Source organism: Methylocystis sp. NC52PC (assembly GCF_055698645.1).
Window position 1 is genome coordinate 3,338,530 of record NZ_CP170127.1, and the last position, 14,985, is coordinate 3,353,514.

17 protein-coding genes and 1 tRNA gene are annotated in these 14,985 nt (G+C 65.4%); 3 read left to right on the forward strand and 15 right to left on the reverse strand.

The window, feature by feature from the left end; genetic code table 11:
* Window positions 1-307: 307 nt before the first annotated feature.
* Window positions 308-646, reverse strand: coding sequence for a phasin family protein (locus tag ACETII_RS18260; RefSeq protein WP_363348398.1), 339 nt, complete (start codon window positions 644-646; stop codon window positions 308-310).
* A 270-nt stretch (window positions 647-916) separates the two neighbouring features.
* On the opposite strand from ACETII_RS18260, the gene ACETII_RS18265 reads away from it, so the two are divergent.
* Window positions 917-2,656: a serine hydrolase gene (locus ACETII_RS18265; RefSeq protein ID WP_472786459.1), complete on the forward strand. Its 1,740-nt coding sequence runs from the start codon at window positions 917-919 to the stop codon at window positions 2,654-2,656.
* 53 nt (window positions 2,657-2,709) lie between these two features.
* On the opposite strand, the gene ACETII_RS18270 is transcribed toward ACETII_RS18265, so the two are convergent.
* Complete coding sequence (locus tag ACETII_RS18270) at window positions 2,710-3,420, reverse strand: DnaJ domain-containing protein (RefSeq protein WP_472786460.1); 711 nt, start codon at window positions 3,418-3,420, stop codon at window positions 2,710-2,712.
* Between the two features lie 3 nt (window positions 3,421-3,423).
* The gene (locus ACETII_RS18275) at window positions 3,424-4,137 is read right to left on the reverse strand and encodes a VWA domain-containing protein (protein WP_472786461.1); all 714 of its coding nucleotides are present in this window, start codon (window positions 4,135-4,137) and stop codon (window positions 3,424-3,426) included.
* A gap of 124 nt (window positions 4,138-4,261) precedes the next feature.
* Here ACETII_RS18275 and ACETII_RS18280 point away from each other — a divergent pair, with 124 nt between their 5' ends.
* Entirely contained in the window at window positions 4,262-4,786 is a 525-nt protein-coding gene (locus tag ACETII_RS18280; protein WP_363348406.1) for a DUF2478 domain-containing protein, read from the forward strand.
* A gap of 20 nt (window positions 4,787-4,806) precedes the next feature.
* Here the strand turns inward: ACETII_RS18280 and ACETII_RS18285 are convergent, their stop codons facing one another.
* Both ACETII_RS18285 and ACETII_RS18290 read right to left on the reverse strand, forming a co-directional pair.
* Window positions 4,807-5,838: an amino acid ABC transporter substrate-binding protein gene (locus ACETII_RS18285; protein ID WP_472788189.1), complete on the reverse strand. Its 1,032-nt coding sequence runs from the start codon at window positions 5,836-5,838 to the stop codon at window positions 4,807-4,809.
* 177 nt (window positions 5,839-6,015) lie between these two features.
* Window positions 6,016-6,168, reverse strand: coding sequence for a hypothetical protein (locus tag ACETII_RS18290; protein WP_363348410.1), 153 nt, complete (start codon window positions 6,166-6,168; stop codon window positions 6,016-6,018).
* A gap of 209 nt (window positions 6,169-6,377) precedes the next feature.
* Between ACETII_RS18290 and metC the strand changes: the two genes are divergently transcribed.
* Window positions 6,378-7,577 (forward strand): cystathionine beta-lyase, encoded by a 1,200-nt coding sequence (metC, locus tag ACETII_RS18295; protein ID WP_472786462.1) that lies wholly within the window; start codon window positions 6,378-6,380, stop codon window positions 7,575-7,577.
* Between the two features lie 22 nt (window positions 7,578-7,599).
* Here metC and ACETII_RS18300 read toward each other — a convergent pair whose 3' ends face one another.
* The 10 genes from ACETII_RS18300 to ACETII_RS18345 form a co-directional block, all read right to left on the reverse strand.
* The gene (locus tag ACETII_RS18300) at window positions 7,600-8,073 is read right to left on the reverse strand and encodes an NUDIX hydrolase (RefSeq protein WP_363348414.1); all 474 of its coding nucleotides are present in this window, start codon (window positions 8,071-8,073) and stop codon (window positions 7,600-7,602) included.
* Window positions 8,070-9,068, reverse strand: a complete 999-nt coding sequence (locus tag ACETII_RS18305) for an inorganic phosphate transporter (protein ID WP_472786463.1) — start codon at window positions 9,066-9,068, stop codon at window positions 8,070-8,072. Before ACETII_RS18305 ends, ACETII_RS18300 begins: the two co-directional genes overlap by 4 nt.
* Window positions 9,069-9,079: 11 nt before the next feature.
* Window positions 9,080-9,724 (reverse strand): DUF47 domain-containing protein, encoded by a 645-nt coding sequence (locus ACETII_RS18310; RefSeq protein WP_363348419.1) that lies wholly within the window; start codon window positions 9,722-9,724, stop codon window positions 9,080-9,082.
* 105 nt (window positions 9,725-9,829) lie between these two features.
* Entirely contained in the window at window positions 9,830-10,582 is a 753-nt protein-coding gene (locus ACETII_RS18315; protein ID WP_472786464.1) for a DUF2865 domain-containing protein, read from the reverse strand.
* A gap of 110 nt (window positions 10,583-10,692) precedes the next feature.
* Window positions 10,693-10,769: transfer RNA gene (locus ACETII_RS18320), tRNA-Arg, on the reverse strand.
* 13 nt (window positions 10,770-10,782) lie between these two features.
* Window positions 10,783-11,094 carry an ETC complex I subunit gene (locus tag ACETII_RS18325; protein ID WP_363348424.1) on the reverse strand — a complete coding sequence of 104 codons (312 nt, stop codon included), beginning with the start codon at window positions 11,092-11,094 and terminating at the stop codon, window positions 10,783-10,785.
* A gap of 259 nt (window positions 11,095-11,353) precedes the next feature.
* A complete protein-coding gene (locus ACETII_RS18330; protein WP_363348426.1) occupies window positions 11,354-11,812 on the reverse strand; it encodes an acyltransferase in 459 nt (152 codons plus the stop codon).
* 19 nt (window positions 11,813-11,831) lie between these two features.
* Window positions 11,832-12,827, reverse strand: a complete 996-nt coding sequence (locus ACETII_RS18335) for a glycosyltransferase family 2 protein (protein WP_472786465.1) — start codon at window positions 12,825-12,827, stop codon at window positions 11,832-11,834.
* Window positions 12,828-12,847: 20 nt separating this feature from the next.
* Window positions 12,848-13,951 (reverse strand): DegT/DnrJ/EryC1/StrS family aminotransferase, encoded by a 1,104-nt coding sequence (locus ACETII_RS18340; RefSeq protein ID WP_472786466.1) that lies wholly within the window; start codon window positions 13,949-13,951, stop codon window positions 12,848-12,850.
* Entirely contained in the window at window positions 13,948-14,763 is an 816-nt protein-coding gene (locus ACETII_RS18345) for a WxcM-like domain-containing protein (RefSeq protein WP_472786467.1), read from the reverse strand. The genes ACETII_RS18340 and ACETII_RS18345 overlap by 4 nt, the downstream gene beginning before the upstream one ends.
* Window positions 14,764-14,985: the final 222 nt, after the last annotated feature.

Sequence of the window (14,985 nt, forward strand, 5' to 3'; positions counted from 1 at the left end):
TGCGGGACCAGCCGAAACAATAGAGTTCGCGCGTCCACAGGCGCGGAAAACGGAGAAATAGCGGCGGACGCCCCTGCTGCTTCGAGACGCCGCCTTCGGCGGCTCCTCAGCATGAGGGGCTTCGGCAAGCGCCTCAGACACTTGGGCCTTCACAGACACTTGGGCCTTCACAGACACTTGGCCTCACGAGCCTCCCGCCAAGGTCTGTCTCGCATCTCGGGCCTGCCAAAAAGCGAAGCCCGGCGAGGCTTCCCTCGCCGGGCTGAAATCCGCTGGCGCCGCCCCGGACGAAAGGGCGCCGATTGTGTTACTCGGCCGGCGTGAAGGTCTTCGTCACCGACTCGAACGGCTTGAAGACATCCTTGGCGATGGAGGCGTAAAGCTCGCCGATCTTGCTCGCCTCGGCGACGAAATCCTCGTAGGCGGTCTTGGCGAAGTCGGTCTGAAGCGCGAAGGCCTCATCCATCTTCTTCACCGCAATAAGCTTTTCAGCAAGCAGACGGCTCTTCTCGAACGATTTCTTGGAATAGTCGGTCGTCTCGGCCGCAATGCTCTGCCAGCCCTTCGTGACCGCCGCAGCGGCTGCGGAAACAGCCTCGAACTGCTCTTTTCCGATCTGCTGCACGCTATCGAAATTGGCGACCATGGGATTCGTCCTCTTAATAATGGCGCGGAATCCTCGTTACGCCGCCCCCTGGCGGCGCGGCGTACGCGCCGGCTAACATTGAAAATATATGCGCTGCACAAAACTTCGTCAACAGAATTGTTGCGGCGCAAAAACCCGCGTCAGATTTACAGAAAAGCTTAACCCCTGAGTAACCGCATTCTCTTACCCTGAAGAACTGTAGCGTTTTTGCGACTGTGGCCTTCAGCTTGTCGCCCACGCCAGTGCCAGTTCCGTAAGGGGCGCGTACCAATGTCGAAATCGAGTTTGCTGGACCGCCTGGCTCTGCCCCGCTCTCTCGCCGCGATCTTCGCGGCCATCATGGCTTTCATCGCCGTCACGGCGATCCCCGCCGAAGCGCGCCGTCACGGCCATCGGTCCTATCACGCTTTCCACCATCACTTCTCCCACCATCGCGTCTATGCCCGCCACGAGCGCAGCCACCGCTTCTCCGCGTCAACCTCGGGCGGCGGCGGCGAGATCATCGGCGAGCATCGCGGTTTTGCGGCCATTGTCGTCGACGGCAACAGTGGCGAGACGCTCTACGCCCGGAATGAACACGAGCTGCGTCACCCGGCGTCAGTGACCAAAGTGATGACGCTTTACCTGCTGTTCGAGCAGCTGGAGAAAGGCCGTCTGCGGCTCGATACGCCGCTGATGATTTCCGCCCATGCTGCCGCCCAGGCTCCCTCCAAACTCGGCCTGCAGCCGGGCGAGACGATCAGCGTCGAGAACGCCATCAAGGCGGTCGTCACCAAGTCCGCAAACGACATCGCCTGCGCCATCGCCGAGAATATTGGCGGCGACGAGCGCAGCTTCGCGCAGATGATGACCCGGAAAGCGCATGCGCTCGGCATGCGCAACACGCATTACGCCAACGCCTCGGGCCTGCCTGACCCGGCCCAGATCACCACGGCCTATGACCTCTCGGTTCTGGGCCGGGCGATTCAGGACCGCTTCCCCCGCTACTATCGCTATTTCTCCATCCACAGCTTCGCCTACAATGGCGCGCTGCACGGCAACCACAACCATCTGCTCGGCCGCGTCGAGGGCATGGACGGGATCAAGACCGGCTACACCCGCGCGTCTGGCTTCAATCTGCTGACCTCGGTCCGGCGCGGCAATCATCATATCGTCGCGGTCGTCATGGGCGGCGCCACGGCTGCCGGCCGCGACCACATCATGGCGAATCTGATCGAGCAGCACATCGGCGGCGGCTCGTCCGTGCGCACGGCGGCGGCGATCACCGAGGACAACGCCGCCGCGGATGAGGTCGCCGAGGCGCCGGCGGCAATTGAGCGTCCGGCCGAGCGTCGCGTCGCCGTCGCCGAACCTGTCGCCGAGCCGGCGGTCGCGCGCCAGCCCGAGCGGCTCGCTTACGCCGATGAGCCGGCGACCGATCCGGATGAGGTCGGAACCGTCGCTCCCCGCGCATTGCGTCACGCCGATTCCGCTCCCGTGCCGGCTGTCGCGGTTCCGCTGCGGGAGAAAGCCATCGAAAGGCCGGCCGCCGAAAAGCCCGCGCAAATTCGCCCGGCGTTCGTCTCCGGCGTTCAGAAGCGGGTCGTCGAAGAGCCCGTCGCGAAAAAGGGACACGGCAAGGACGCCGCCAAGCAGCAACTCGCCATTGACGGCTCGACGTCGAGCCGCGCCGCCAAAGGCAAGGAGATCACCGTCGCCACGACCACGCCGTCCGCGATCCGCTCGACCACCAGCGTCGCCAAGGCCGACGCGGCGCGGCCGAACCGGCCCGGTTGGATGATCCAGATCGGCGCCGCCGAGGACCCGGACAAGGCCAACCAGCTGCTCTCGCGCGCCCGCAGCCAGCTTCAAGGATTTCCGCCCACGGCGCGGGCCTTCACGGAGAAGGTGCAGAAAGGCAATGAGACGCTCTGGCGCGCCCGCTTCGCCGGCCTCGAGGAACAAAGCGCGCAGTCGGCCTGCAAGGCTCTGAAAAAATCCGGCTTCGCCTGCTTCACGACGAAGAACTAAGGGCCTCCGCCATGTCCGCGACCTGGGATCATGACGAACCCGCGCGCCGCCGCCTAATGGTGGCGCCGCATCAGGACGTCCTTAGCTTCATTTACCCGCGCAGCCAGATCCGTCGTCCCGCCAAGGTCTGGATGAAGCTTCTTCATCAGATCGCGGTGGGCCCGCGCGATGTCGGCGGCCGCCGCGCCCTTTTTCAGCCCGAGGATTTCGTAGGCTTCATCCTCGGTAATCGTGCCCGAGCGACGCGCGCGCGTTTCGCCGCCGCTCCCCGCGTCACGGTGCGGATCGCCTGCCGCACGCCATCCGGTAAAGCGGCGGTCCATATACGCCTCTAGCAGGCGCGCGCCGTCCGGGTCGTCGCGCAGGCAGATGTTGTAGAGCTCGAGCAGCGCCGGCCGGGTCAAGGCGTCGAGCCGCTTGCCCTCGTCCTTGCCGACGAGAATCATGCCGCGGATCGCGCCGGTGGCGTGATCGAGCTCCATCTCGATCATGGCCGAGCGGACGCGCGAGACGCCACCCCCGCCCGCGCCGACATTGCGCATGCCGGCGCGCGATCCGAGCCCCATCAGCCACAGTCCGGCGGCGGCGAGGCCAAGGCCGAAGTCGAGGCGCCCGCGCGCCAGAAGCAGCCCGCCGACCGCCATCAGGAAAAACCCGCCGCCCCGCCTGATCAGCCGCGCGAGAAACGCGGGGGAGACCCGCGTGTAGGCATTGAGCGCATAAAGCCCCAGTGCAAGCGCGAAAATTCCCAAGAGGACAGGCATGGCTTATCGTGACCCCATCTGCGACAGCAGCAGCTGCGCGGCGGCTTCGCCCCGCCCCGCGCGTTTTTCGAGTTCCGGCAGGCCCCCTACGGCATAAGCGGCGGCGGCCCCGAGCAGTTCCGCGAGCCGCCGCGGCGCGGAAAGATCAAAGGCGGCGTAAGCGCCGCCGGTCAGGCGCGCAATCTCGCGATAGGCGGCCTTGACCGTCGGATCGTCGCCCTCCTGAAACAGGAAGGCCTTGAGCCCGAGGAGCCCGAGCTCCCCCGCAAGAGCGGCGAGATGGTCGAGGTTCTCCTCCATGGCGTCGCCGACATAGACGAGCGCGCCCACCCGCCGTGCGCGCGTCTCGTCCAGGGCGTGGCTCAGGACGCGGCCGATCTGCGTCTTGCCGGCCTGGCAGGAGATGCGGGCCATCAGCGCGCCGAGCCCGTCGCCCTGCGAGACGAAGCGGGACGCCCGGCACTCGCTGAAGCCGCGGAAATAAACGAGCTGCACGTCGAGGCCGCCTTGCCGGGCGGTCGTTCGAAACATTTCGCCCTGAATGGATTGCGCCACGTCCCAGGTCGGCTGGCGGCTCATGGTGGCGTCGAGCGCGAAGATCAGCCGGCCCCGGGCGCTCGGCTCGGAGACTCCGCGCGCCTTGTCGAGGAAGGCGTCTATGGCGCTGTCCTTGCCTGCCGGACGCGTCGCTGGCGCCTGTTTGTGGTCATCGGCCACGGATGTTCACGTCGCTTGTTCGTAACGATACTATAAAATCGGTTTCGTCCGATACAAAACAAGTGCCGGCGCGGCGCCCGCCAAAGGCCTGCGGCGCTGAAACGCCTAAGAAAAAGGGGTCCTGATGGAACGCGACCGCCTGCCTCCCACCCCAATCGCCGCCCTCCCCGCCCAAGAGAGCGAAATGGTGCAGTCACTGATGCGGCGTTTCGCCCTCGAGATGGCCGAGACCGGCCTGCGCGTCGGCGGCGTGACCCAGATGCGCGGCGCGGACGCCTCGGGCCGGTCGCGCATCTTCCTGCGCGACGTCGCGTCCGAAGCCGAGTTTGTGATCTCGCAGGACCTTGGGCCAGGGTCGGTCGCCTGCAATCTCGACGCCGGCGAGCTGGCGCTGGCCTGCGCCGCCGTCGAGCGCGCGGCGCGCGCGGGCGCCGATCTGATCGTCGTCAGCAAATTCTCCAAGCAGGAAGCCGAGCGCGGCGGACTTTGCGACGCCTTCCGGGCGGCGATGACGGCGCGGATTCCCGTCATTGCGGCGGTCTCGCCGCATTTCCGCGAGGAATGGCGGCGCTTCGCCGGCCCGCTCGCCGAAGACGTGGCGCCCTCCCGCGAGGCCCTCACAGAGTGGTGGGCGCGGGTGAGGATCTGAAGCTAGAGGTCTCTCGCCGCCTATCTCACCGCCGGCGCATACATCAGCCCGCCCTTGGTCCACAGCGCGTTCACGCGCCGCTCCATGCCGAGCGGCGAGGCTTGGCCGAGATTGCGCTCGAAAACGTCCGCGTAATTGCCGACATGCTTGATGATGCGATAGGGCCAGTCGCCGGAAAGGCCGAGGCCCGCGCCGCGATCGCCCTCGACGCCCAGCAGATAGCGGATGCGCGGGTCTTCCGACTTCAACGCGGCGTCGACATTGGCCATGGAGACCCGCAGCTCTTCGGCGTCGATCATCGCGAACAGCGCCCAGCGCACGACCGCCAGCCACTGGTCGTCCCCTTGCCGCACGATGGGGCTATGCGGCGCCTTGGTCAGAAGGTCGGGGAGAACGTCGTGCTCGTCAGGATCGGCTAGCTTCGCCCGAACCGCGTAGAGAGTCGAAACGTCGGCCGTGAGCGCATCGCATTGGCTCTTGGCGTAGCCCGCGGCGGCCTCCTCGAATGTCGGGAAAAGCTTTGGGGCGTAGGGCGTCTTGCGCGCGCGGAAAAAATCGGTGAGCTCCAGTTCGTGCGACGTGCCCTGCTGAACGCAGACCGCGACGTCGGCCAGATCCTGCGCCGAGGCGAAGCTGCGTTGACGGCGGACCAGGAAGCCTTGCCCGTCGTAGAAAGAGACGCCCGCATAGACGATGCGCTGAGCGTCGCGCGACTGCGTCCAGGGCGCGGCGCTGGCGAGCAGGTCCACCCAGCCAGACTGCAAGGAGGAGACGCGGTCTTTCGCGCCGAGGCCGAGAAACCGCACCTTGGCCGGGTCGTCGAAAATCGCCGCCGCAACGGCGCGGCAGAGATCGACGTCGAAACCGCGCCAGACGCCCCCTGCGTCGGGCTGGGCGAAGCCCGCCGTCTCCGTGACGCCGCAGGAGAGATAGCCCCGCCGCAGCACTTGCGTGAGAGTCGGCCCCAGGTCCGTCTGCGCGCTGGCGCCCTGCCCCGCGAGCGCAAGCATGATCGGCAGGGCGACCGCGAGAAAAAAGCGTCGGGCGATCATCGACGGGCTCGGCTGGCTGGCGCTCGAAAACCAAAGGGGCGTGCGCGTCAAATCTCACAACTCCGGCCATTGGATGGCAAGGGCTTTCCGGCCTCGCAAAACAGCGGCCGACCGCCCGGACCGCCGCGGGCGGCGCATTCTCGCGACGGCCCGCGGGTTTGCCTCGCGGTTTAGCGTCTAGAGACCGGCGAATTGGGCGAAGCTGCCGAGGACCCCAGCTGGGGTGTAATCATTCAGGTGAAGGTAAAAAAGCACAAGAAAGAGAAGCGGCAAAAACAGCGCGGCGATCAGGGCGTCAGGGGGGATGGTTTTCTGCGTTCCGGTCGGCATGGCCTTCGTCCTTCATTATCCGAACCCTGCTTGTGAAATTGGGACGCTTTCGACGAAAATCAACCACTTGCGCAGCTCCCGGCTCCTGGCGCAGGCGCCGCCGACGCGGCCGGACCAAGCCGCCGGTGGGGGATAACGCGTGTCGCCGCGCTCGTATTCGAAGCGCCTCTAGATTAGTTTTTGCGCAGGCGGCGCGTGGACGGAAGACAATGGCGAGCGACGAAGGCGGCAAATCGAAAAGGCGAATGGCGACGCTGCTGACGCAGGCGGGCCGCGCCCCTTTCGAGCATTTCGGTTTCGTCAATCCGCCCGTCTACCGCGGCTCGACGGTGCTGTTCCCGACCGTGGCGGATCTGGAAGGATTACGCCAGCCTTACACGTACGGAACCAAGGGCACGCCCACCACCCGCGCGCTCGAAGAGGCGTGGAGCGAGATCGCTGGAGCGGCCGATACGGCGCTCGTCCCTTCGGGGCTCGCCGCAATCGCGCTCGCTTTGCTCACCGCGACCAAGGCCGGCGCGCATCTTCTCGTGACCGATTCGGCCTATTCGCCGACTCGCGCGTTCTGCGACGGCTTCCTCGCGCGCTTTGGCGTGACGACGGAATATTACGATCCGACGATCGGCTCCGACGTCGCCGGCTTGATCCGGGAGGAGACCACGGCGGTGCTCATGGAGTCGCCGGGGTCCCAAAGCATGGAGATCCAGGACGTCCCCGCCATCGCCGCGGCGGCGCGCGCGCGCGGCGTCTGCGTCATCATCGACAACACCTGGGCGACGCCTCTCCTCTTCCCGCCCCATGAGCGCGGCTGCGACCTCGCGATTGAAGCCGGCACCAAATATCTCTCCGGCCATTCGGACATTCTTCTCGGCCTCGTCTCCGCCAACGCCAAATGGGCGAAGCGGCTGCGTCACACGTTCAATCTCTTCGCCATGGGCGCGAGCCCTGACGACGCCTCCCTCGCCTTGCGCGGCATGCGGACCATGGCGCTGCGGCTCAAGGAACAGGGGCGCGCCGCCTTCGACGTCGCGCAATGGCTCGAAGCGCGCCCGGAAGTCGCGCGGGTGCTGCATCCGGCCTTGCCGAGCCATCCCGGCCACGCGCTGTGGAAGCGGGACTTTTCCGGCTCCTCGGGGGTCTTTTCGATCATTTTGAAGCCGACGCCAAAGCAGGCGGCCGAGGCCTTCGTCGACGGGCTCGAGCTGTTCGGGATCGGCTTCTCCTGGGGCGGCTACGAGAGCCTCGTCCTCCCCTTCAACTGCGCCCCGTATCGGACCGCGACGCGCTGGGCGCCCGAAGGCCCGGCGCTGCGCTTCTCGATCGGCCTCGAGGATGTCGCGGATCTCAAGGAAGACCTGGAGGCAGGGTTCGCGCGCCTGCGAGACTGCCTGTCGGGGCCTGCGGAATGAGGGGCGGGACTCAATCGCCCCGCTATCGTTTCGCCGACTTCCCGAAGGCCAGCATGAGGTCGCGCAAGTCTGGTTCGTCCACCTGTTCGGCCGCGACCGCATAGGGAAACCAATAGGTCACCCGCTGGCCTTTTTCGGGCCATTTCTTGCGCTGGGCCTCCACCCGCAGCGCGTAGACCTCGACGCGACAGTCGACGAAGCCGCCGCCTTTCATCCGCTTTTCATATTCGAACTCGCCGAGCTTGGATTTCTCGACCTTGCCGTGAAGGCCCGCCTCCTGCTGCGCCTCGATGGCGGCGACGATATGGGGCTTACGACCCTTCATCGGCCAGCCTTTGGGAATGACCCAGCGTTTCGTGTCGCGCGAGGTGGCGAGGAGGATTTCGACGCCATGCTCCTCCGTCACGCGCCACGGCAGGGCTGCGTATTGGAGACGGGGCGTTAAAGGCCGGTCGCTCTTTTTCTTTGCTTTCGGCGCCTTCTTCGCCTGCTTCATCCAAAGAAACTCGCGCCGGTGTAGAAAGCCGCGGCGATGAAAGCCGACATCGGCATGGTTACGATCCAGGCCACGACGATATCCTTGGCGACGCTCCACCTGACCGCCGAGACCCGCCGCGCCGCGCCGACGCCGACGATCGCGCCGGTGATGGTGTGCGTCGTCGACACCGGAATGCCGAGACCCGTGGCGAGAAATAGGGTGATCGCGCCGCCAGTCTCGGCGCAGAAGCCTTGCATTGGGGTCAGCCGGGTGATCTTGGAGCCCATGGTGTGCACGATTCGCCAGCCGCCGAAGAGCGTGCCCAGCCCCATCGCCGCCTGGCACGTCAGCACCACCCAGAAAGGGACATGGAACTCGCCGCCATAGACGCCGTGCGAATAAAGCAGCACGGCGATGACGCCCATCGTCTTCTGGGCATCATTGCCGCCGTGCCCGAGCGAGTAAAGCGAAGCAGAAAGAAATTGCAGGGAGCGAAACAGCGTATCCACGGCAAGCGGCGAGCTGCGCACGAAAATCCACGAGACGGCGAGGATCAGCAGCAGCGCCAGCACGAAGCCGAGCGCCGGCGAAAGCACAATGGCCGAGCCGGTCTTGATGAGGCCGCTCCAGACGATGGCGCTCGTTCCGGTCTTGGCGACGCCCGCGCCGACGAGGCCGCCGACCAGCGCATGCGAGCTCGACGAGGGGATGCCGAGGGCCCAGGTGATGAGGTTCCAGGAGATGGCGCCCATCAGCGCGCCGAAGATCACCTTATCGTCGACGATCTGCGGCGAGATGATGCCGGCCCCGACCGTCTGCGCAACATGGAGGCCGAAGAACAGAAACGCCACGAAGTTGAAAAACGCCGCCCAGAACACGGCGTAGTGCGGCCGCAGCACGCGCGTCGAGACGATGGTGGCGATGGAATTGGCGGCGTCGTGCAAGCCGTTGAGAAAGTCGAAGGCCAGCGCGACGCCGATGAGCGCGAAGAGAGAGAGCGGGAGCTCGGCCACGCCTCGTCTCCTCAGCTGTGCTCGATGACGATGCCGGTCACCCGATTGGCGACATCCTCAAACCCGTCGACCACCTTTTCGAGGTGGCCATAAATCTCCGAGCCGACGACAAAGGCCATGGGATCGCTCGTGCGATGCAGGCGAAACAGCTCCTTGAGCCCCTGGTCGTGCAGGGCGTCGGCTTCGTCCTCGATGCGGGTGATCTCCTCGCTGAAGGCGTTGAGCTTGGCGGCGTTCTGACGCATCGCGCGCAGCAGCGGCAGCGCGTCCCGCGTCATTTCCGCCGATTGGACAATGATGTCGCCGATGCGCCGCATCGAGGCGTCGAATTCGTGGAATTCGTAGAGCTGCGTGGCTTTCGCCGTCTGGTGCATCTGGTCGATGGTGTCGTCCATCGCGACGATGAGATCGCGAATGTCGCTACGGTCGAAAGGCGTGATGAAGGTGCGGCGGACGGCGAGCAGCACCTCGCGGGTGATGTCGTCGGCGGCGTGTTCCTGCCGGCGGATTTCCTGGCAGCAGCCCAGATAGCCGTTCCCGCCGTCGAGCAACTGGCGCAGCGCCCCGGCCCCCGCGACGAGGGTCTCCGCATGTCGTTCGAAGAGGTCGAAGAAACCTTCTTCGCGCGGCATCAGGGCCTGAAACCAAGACAGCATTTGCCCCCTCCGCCCGACTCGGGCTCGTGAATTCGCCCGTCACAAAACTGTCATGCAAGGCCCTGGCGGGATAGCCGCGCCTCGGCTCTCTGTAAAGCCGGAATTTTAGGGCGTCGCCTGCTGCGGGGCCGTGCTCCCCGTCGGATCGTCCTTGCTGACCTCGAGCGCGGGCGGCGCCGGCGCGATGGTCCCGGTGAGGGCGGGCGTCGCCGCCGGGTTGCGGCGGAGCATGGCGCGCAGCCGATCGCGCGCGTTGGACGACATGGCGGCGGCGCTGAGCGGCACGAGTTTCGAGCCGCTGTAGACGAGGGCGCCGTCCGTCTCCACGAGAATGTCGCCGTTCTGCAGAGTCGGATCGTCCTTCGCCGTTCGTTCGAAATAGGCCTCGGAGGTTCTGGGGTCGTTGCAGGCGCAGGCGCCCGACGCGCGGTCGCGGAAGGCGAAGGCGCGCGGCATCGCCGAATAGCGCTGTCCCTTGCGGTTGCGCGCGCTCTCGATCGTCGAGCCGTCGTAAACGTCCATCTCGGCCGAGGGACAGGCGAGTTCGCACGACTGCTGGCGCGTCGCGCGGGTCGATTTGATCAGCGGAAAAAAGTAGCCGTCGCAGGTTCGCACGCAAAAGCCGCCGGCCCTCGGATCGGATGCAAAGCCCGAGCCGGCCGGCGCCCCCTCCCGCTTGGCGAAGCCGACCGTCCCCTGCACCCTGGCGCGGCGAGGCGCCGGCGGCGGCGCAGCCTGCTGCGGCGTCGGATCGGGTCCGAAAAGGAATTCGAGCAGTCCTTGCGCTTCGCCCGGCGCGGGAGCCAGGACAAACGCAAGCCCCAAGGCGACGATGGAGACCGCGACACGAAGCTGCATCCTCGCCCTTCCCTTCCAATCTGGACCGCAGGCGTCGATCCTTCGCGGATAGGCGCGTCATCCCTGTTCTCCGCCCTTGCCCACGGCGGCGGCGACGGCGCGAATCACGCTGGCGACCCCGGCAGGATTCGAACCTGCGACCTACCGCTTAGAAGGCGGTTGCTCTATCCGGCTGAGCTACGGGGCCAGGAGGGCGTCTCTCAATGCGTCCACAAACCGATGCGGGTCGTCTTGAAATTGTCCGCGTATGACGCGGTGCGGCGGGACGCGTTGTCGGGCTTGGGCTCCTCGACCCGATAGGGAAGGCCCGCGCGCTCGGCGTAGGCCACCGCCTCCTCCTTGGTGGCGAAACGCAAGCGGATCTGCTGTTTCATGTCCCCCGAGCTGGTCCAGCCCATCAGCGGTTCAATGGAGCGCGGCAGTTCGGGGTCGAACACGAGACGCCAGGGCTTCTCCGGTCCCGGACCGGACTGGGTCACGCTCGGCGACTGACGATAGATGCGAGCCGTCATTTCAACCTCTTGTTTCCCCGAAGGAGCGGCCGACGCCGCTTCGGTCATTGCCCCGTCAGAGGCGAAAACTCTCGCCTCCTTCGTAATCAGCCGAGGAGATTTTTCAACCGGATTTTCGTTCGCGCATCATGCGCCCGCCTTACGGCGCCAACGTGACCTGCCGCAGGGAGCCGCACATCGGCAGGCTCTCACGGATTCTAGGGGGCGACCGCCGATGAAGTCAAAAGGCGCCCCTCCCCGCGCCGTCCGAGCTAAAGCGTCAATCCAGGTAACGCAAAATGCGCATCGGATTGCCGACGACGACCGCCCGCGGCGGCACATTGCTGGAAACGACGGTTCCGGCGCCGACCATCGCCTCTTCGCCAATCTCCACGCCCGGCAATATGGTCGCGCCAGCGCCGATCGAGGCGCCGCGCCGGACGATCGTCCGGGCGAATTTCTCGGGATAGGCCTTGGAACGCGGGAACATGTCATTGGTGAAGGTGACGTTCGGGCCGACGAAGACATTGTCCTCGAGCCGCACGCCGTCCCAGAGATAGACGCCGCTTTTTACCGTCACATTGTCGCCGATCACCACGTCGTTCTCGACGAAGCAGTGGGCGTTGACGTTGCAGCCGGCCCCAATGCGCGCGCCCGGCAGGATGACGCAGAACTGCCAGATTCGGCTGCCGGGGCCGATCGAGACGGACTGACAATCGGACAAGGGATGGATGAACATGCGGGCGCGCTCTAAAACGTCAGGGGACGATGTCGCGTAATCGCGACAGGAAGCCCTTGCGTTGCGCCTCCGAGCCGCGGGCCGCGGCCGCTAATGCGCTTTGCTCCCTCGGGCTGATCGCAAGCGTCGGCGCCGCGACGGCAATATCCGTCAGAGCCCGATCGAAGGCCGCGCCGAATTCCGGGTAGGCGTGACGCCAGGCTTTTATGTGGCCGACGAGATGGGCGTAGGCGGCGTAGAGTTCGGCGGCGTCGATGACGCCCTTCCTAGCGGCGAGGTCGATGACCAGACGCCAATCGGTGATCAGATTGGGCCAGTTGCCGTTCTTGTCCGGATTGCTGTTCGAGGCGGGATGGACGCGGAAATAAGACAGCGTGTCGGGCGTGACGACGGCATTCCCCTTCGCGCAGAGATGGGCGAAGACGGCGACGTCGGCGAGGCCGGGACACAGCGTCCCGTCGATTGTCATGAAGGCGACGCTTCCGTCCGGCTCGACGAGATCCTGCTTCCTGAACAGCACGGTGGTGAATTCCCCGATCTGGTTCAGCAGAGTCCGCGCCATTTGCCGGAGGATGTCGCGACCGTCGATGACCGTCGTCGACGCGATCCCGAAGGGGTTGATGAGCTCGATCGGGTGATTTTCATTATCGATGGTTCGGCGGGGCGAAAAGGCGAGCGTCGCGTTCCTGTCGGACGCCGCCTCCAGCGCCTCCACGAGATACTGGGTGCAAAACGGGTGCAGAATATCGTCGTCGAAGAGGAACTTGATGTAATCGCCCTGCGCGACCGACATGAGATGCTGCAGATTGTTGATCCCCCAGCAGCCCGGACTCGGATTGCGCAGATAGGTCACATGCGCGCTGAACTCCGAGACGATGTTTTGAATGGCGTCGGTCGGGCAATCGTCCGAAACGATGATCTCCCTGTTCTCCCAGCTCTGGGCGATGGCGCTCGTCAGGCACATGCGGAAATGCGACGGCTTGTAGGCAGGGATGAGAATGGAGACCGATTTCATCTGTGCTCTGGCGCCCTTCTTCAGCTTTCCGCCACGGCCGCGCGCAGTGCGACGGTCACCCGGTCGACATCGTCGAAGCTCAGATGCGGTCCCATGGGCAGACTTAGCGCTTCCTTTGCAAGGCGGTCGGCGACCGGCCATTTCTGCGCAAGGGGAGCCATCTCGCCATAGGCTTGCTGCCGAAACGGCGGAATGGGGTAATGCACGAGCGTCCCCACGCCGCTTGTCGCGAGCCGCTCCTGCAAGAGGTCGCGCTTCGGCGAGGTGACGACATAAAGATGCCAGGCGTGAGTCATGCCCGGCGCGCTCGAGGGCAGGCCAATCGGCAGACCCGCGAGGCCCGCCTCGTAACGCCGGGCGATCTCCTGGCGGCGGCCGTTCCACGCGTCGAGATAGGGAAGCTTGACCCGCAGGATGGCCGCCTGAAGCGGGTCGAGGCGGCTGTTCATACCCTTCTCGAGGTTCACATATTTGACCGACGACCCATAATTGCGCAGCATCGCGATCCGTTTCGCGACGTCGGCGTCATTTGTCGTCACCGCGCCGCCGTCGCCGAGCGCGCCCAGGTTTTTGCCGGGATAGAAACTCCAGGCGACGACATCGCCGTCGCCGCCAATCCGTCGTTCGCCAATCCGCGCGCCATGGGCCTGCGCGGCGTCCTCGACCATCTTGAGGCCGTAGCGGGCGCAGATTTCCTTGAGCCTGGGAAGATCGGCGGGATGTCCGTAAAGATGCACGGGGCAAAGCGCGCGGGTGCGCTCCGTGACCGAGGCCGCCACACGATCCGGATCGAGGCAATGGGTGACGGGGTCGGGCTCGACGGGCACAGGCGTTGCGCCGGATGAGGAGACCGCGAGCCAGGTGGCGATATAGGTGTTGGACGGAACGATGACCTCGTCGCCCGGGCCAATGTCCAGAGCCTTGAAGGCGAGCGTCAACGCGTCGAGCCCGTTGCCCACGCCAACGCAATGCGCCGCGCCGGCATAGGCTGCGAATTCAGCTTCGAACGCTGCGACTTCCTCGCCCAGAATGTAATGGCCCGAGTCGAGGACGCGGGCGATCGCTTGGTCGATCTCGCCCTTGAGTTCCGTATAGGCCGCCTTGACGTCGAGGAATGGTATCACCGGCTCACGCCCCGCTCTGCAAGAAACTCTGAATAATTACGAATGTAATCGGCGGGGTCGTATTCGTGCGAGGCAAAGACGAGCAGCACCGCGTCGGAGGAAAACTTATATTGAATGCCCCACACGCCGGGGGGGATGTAAAGGCCCTGGGTCGGATGGTCCAGCGTGATTTCCTCTCTGTGCCGGCCGTCGTCGACGACGACGGCGATCGATCCGTTGACGCAGGTCAGATATTGCTCGCAGACGCGATGGGCGTGCTCGCCGCGCGTCTCGGACGACGGCACGTCGAAGACAAGGAAATAACGCTTGGGCTGGAAAGGGATGTCGCGCGGGAACTCCCCCGCGCACAAGGCCCCGCGCAAATCTTCGTGACGGCGCAGATTGTAGATCGCGACGCCCGTAACGGAGCAGCGATGCGCGCCGACCGTCCTTTGGGGACTTGCGCCCAATTCCGGAATCGGCCCCTGCGCTTCGGATTGGACGTAGCCCTCGATCACGGCCGGATTGCCGCTGACGAGGGCGTAAGGCGGAACGTCGCGCGTGACGACGGTCCCCGCCGCGATCCGGGCGCCCATCCCGATCCGCACGCCTTCCGACAGGACGCTGCCGGCGCCAATATAGACCCTGTCCTCGATCACCACCGGCGCCGCGCCGCTGGAGGTCTTCGCGCCGCGAGTCAACGTGACGCCCGGCTCGATATGGCAATGGGCGCCGATCCTCAGCCCGCCGTCAAAGACGACGCCGCCGCAAAGACGCGCGCCCTCGCCGACCGACATGTCGCCGTCGAGAAAGGAAAAGGGGCCGATCTGCACGTTCCGCCCCAGGCGAACGCCTGAGCCGACGCGCGAAGTGGCGTGAACTGCGGTTCCCTCAGAACCCATCGTTCCTCACAGTCGTGATTTCGTCCCGCTGTCTTTACGGCGGCGAGAGGATTTGTCGAAGCGTAACGATAGCATCCTCGTCAAAGTCAAGCTCTCCAATAATGTTACGTTCACGCTCCCCGGCATGGATAAGCTCAGATTGACGCCGGAACG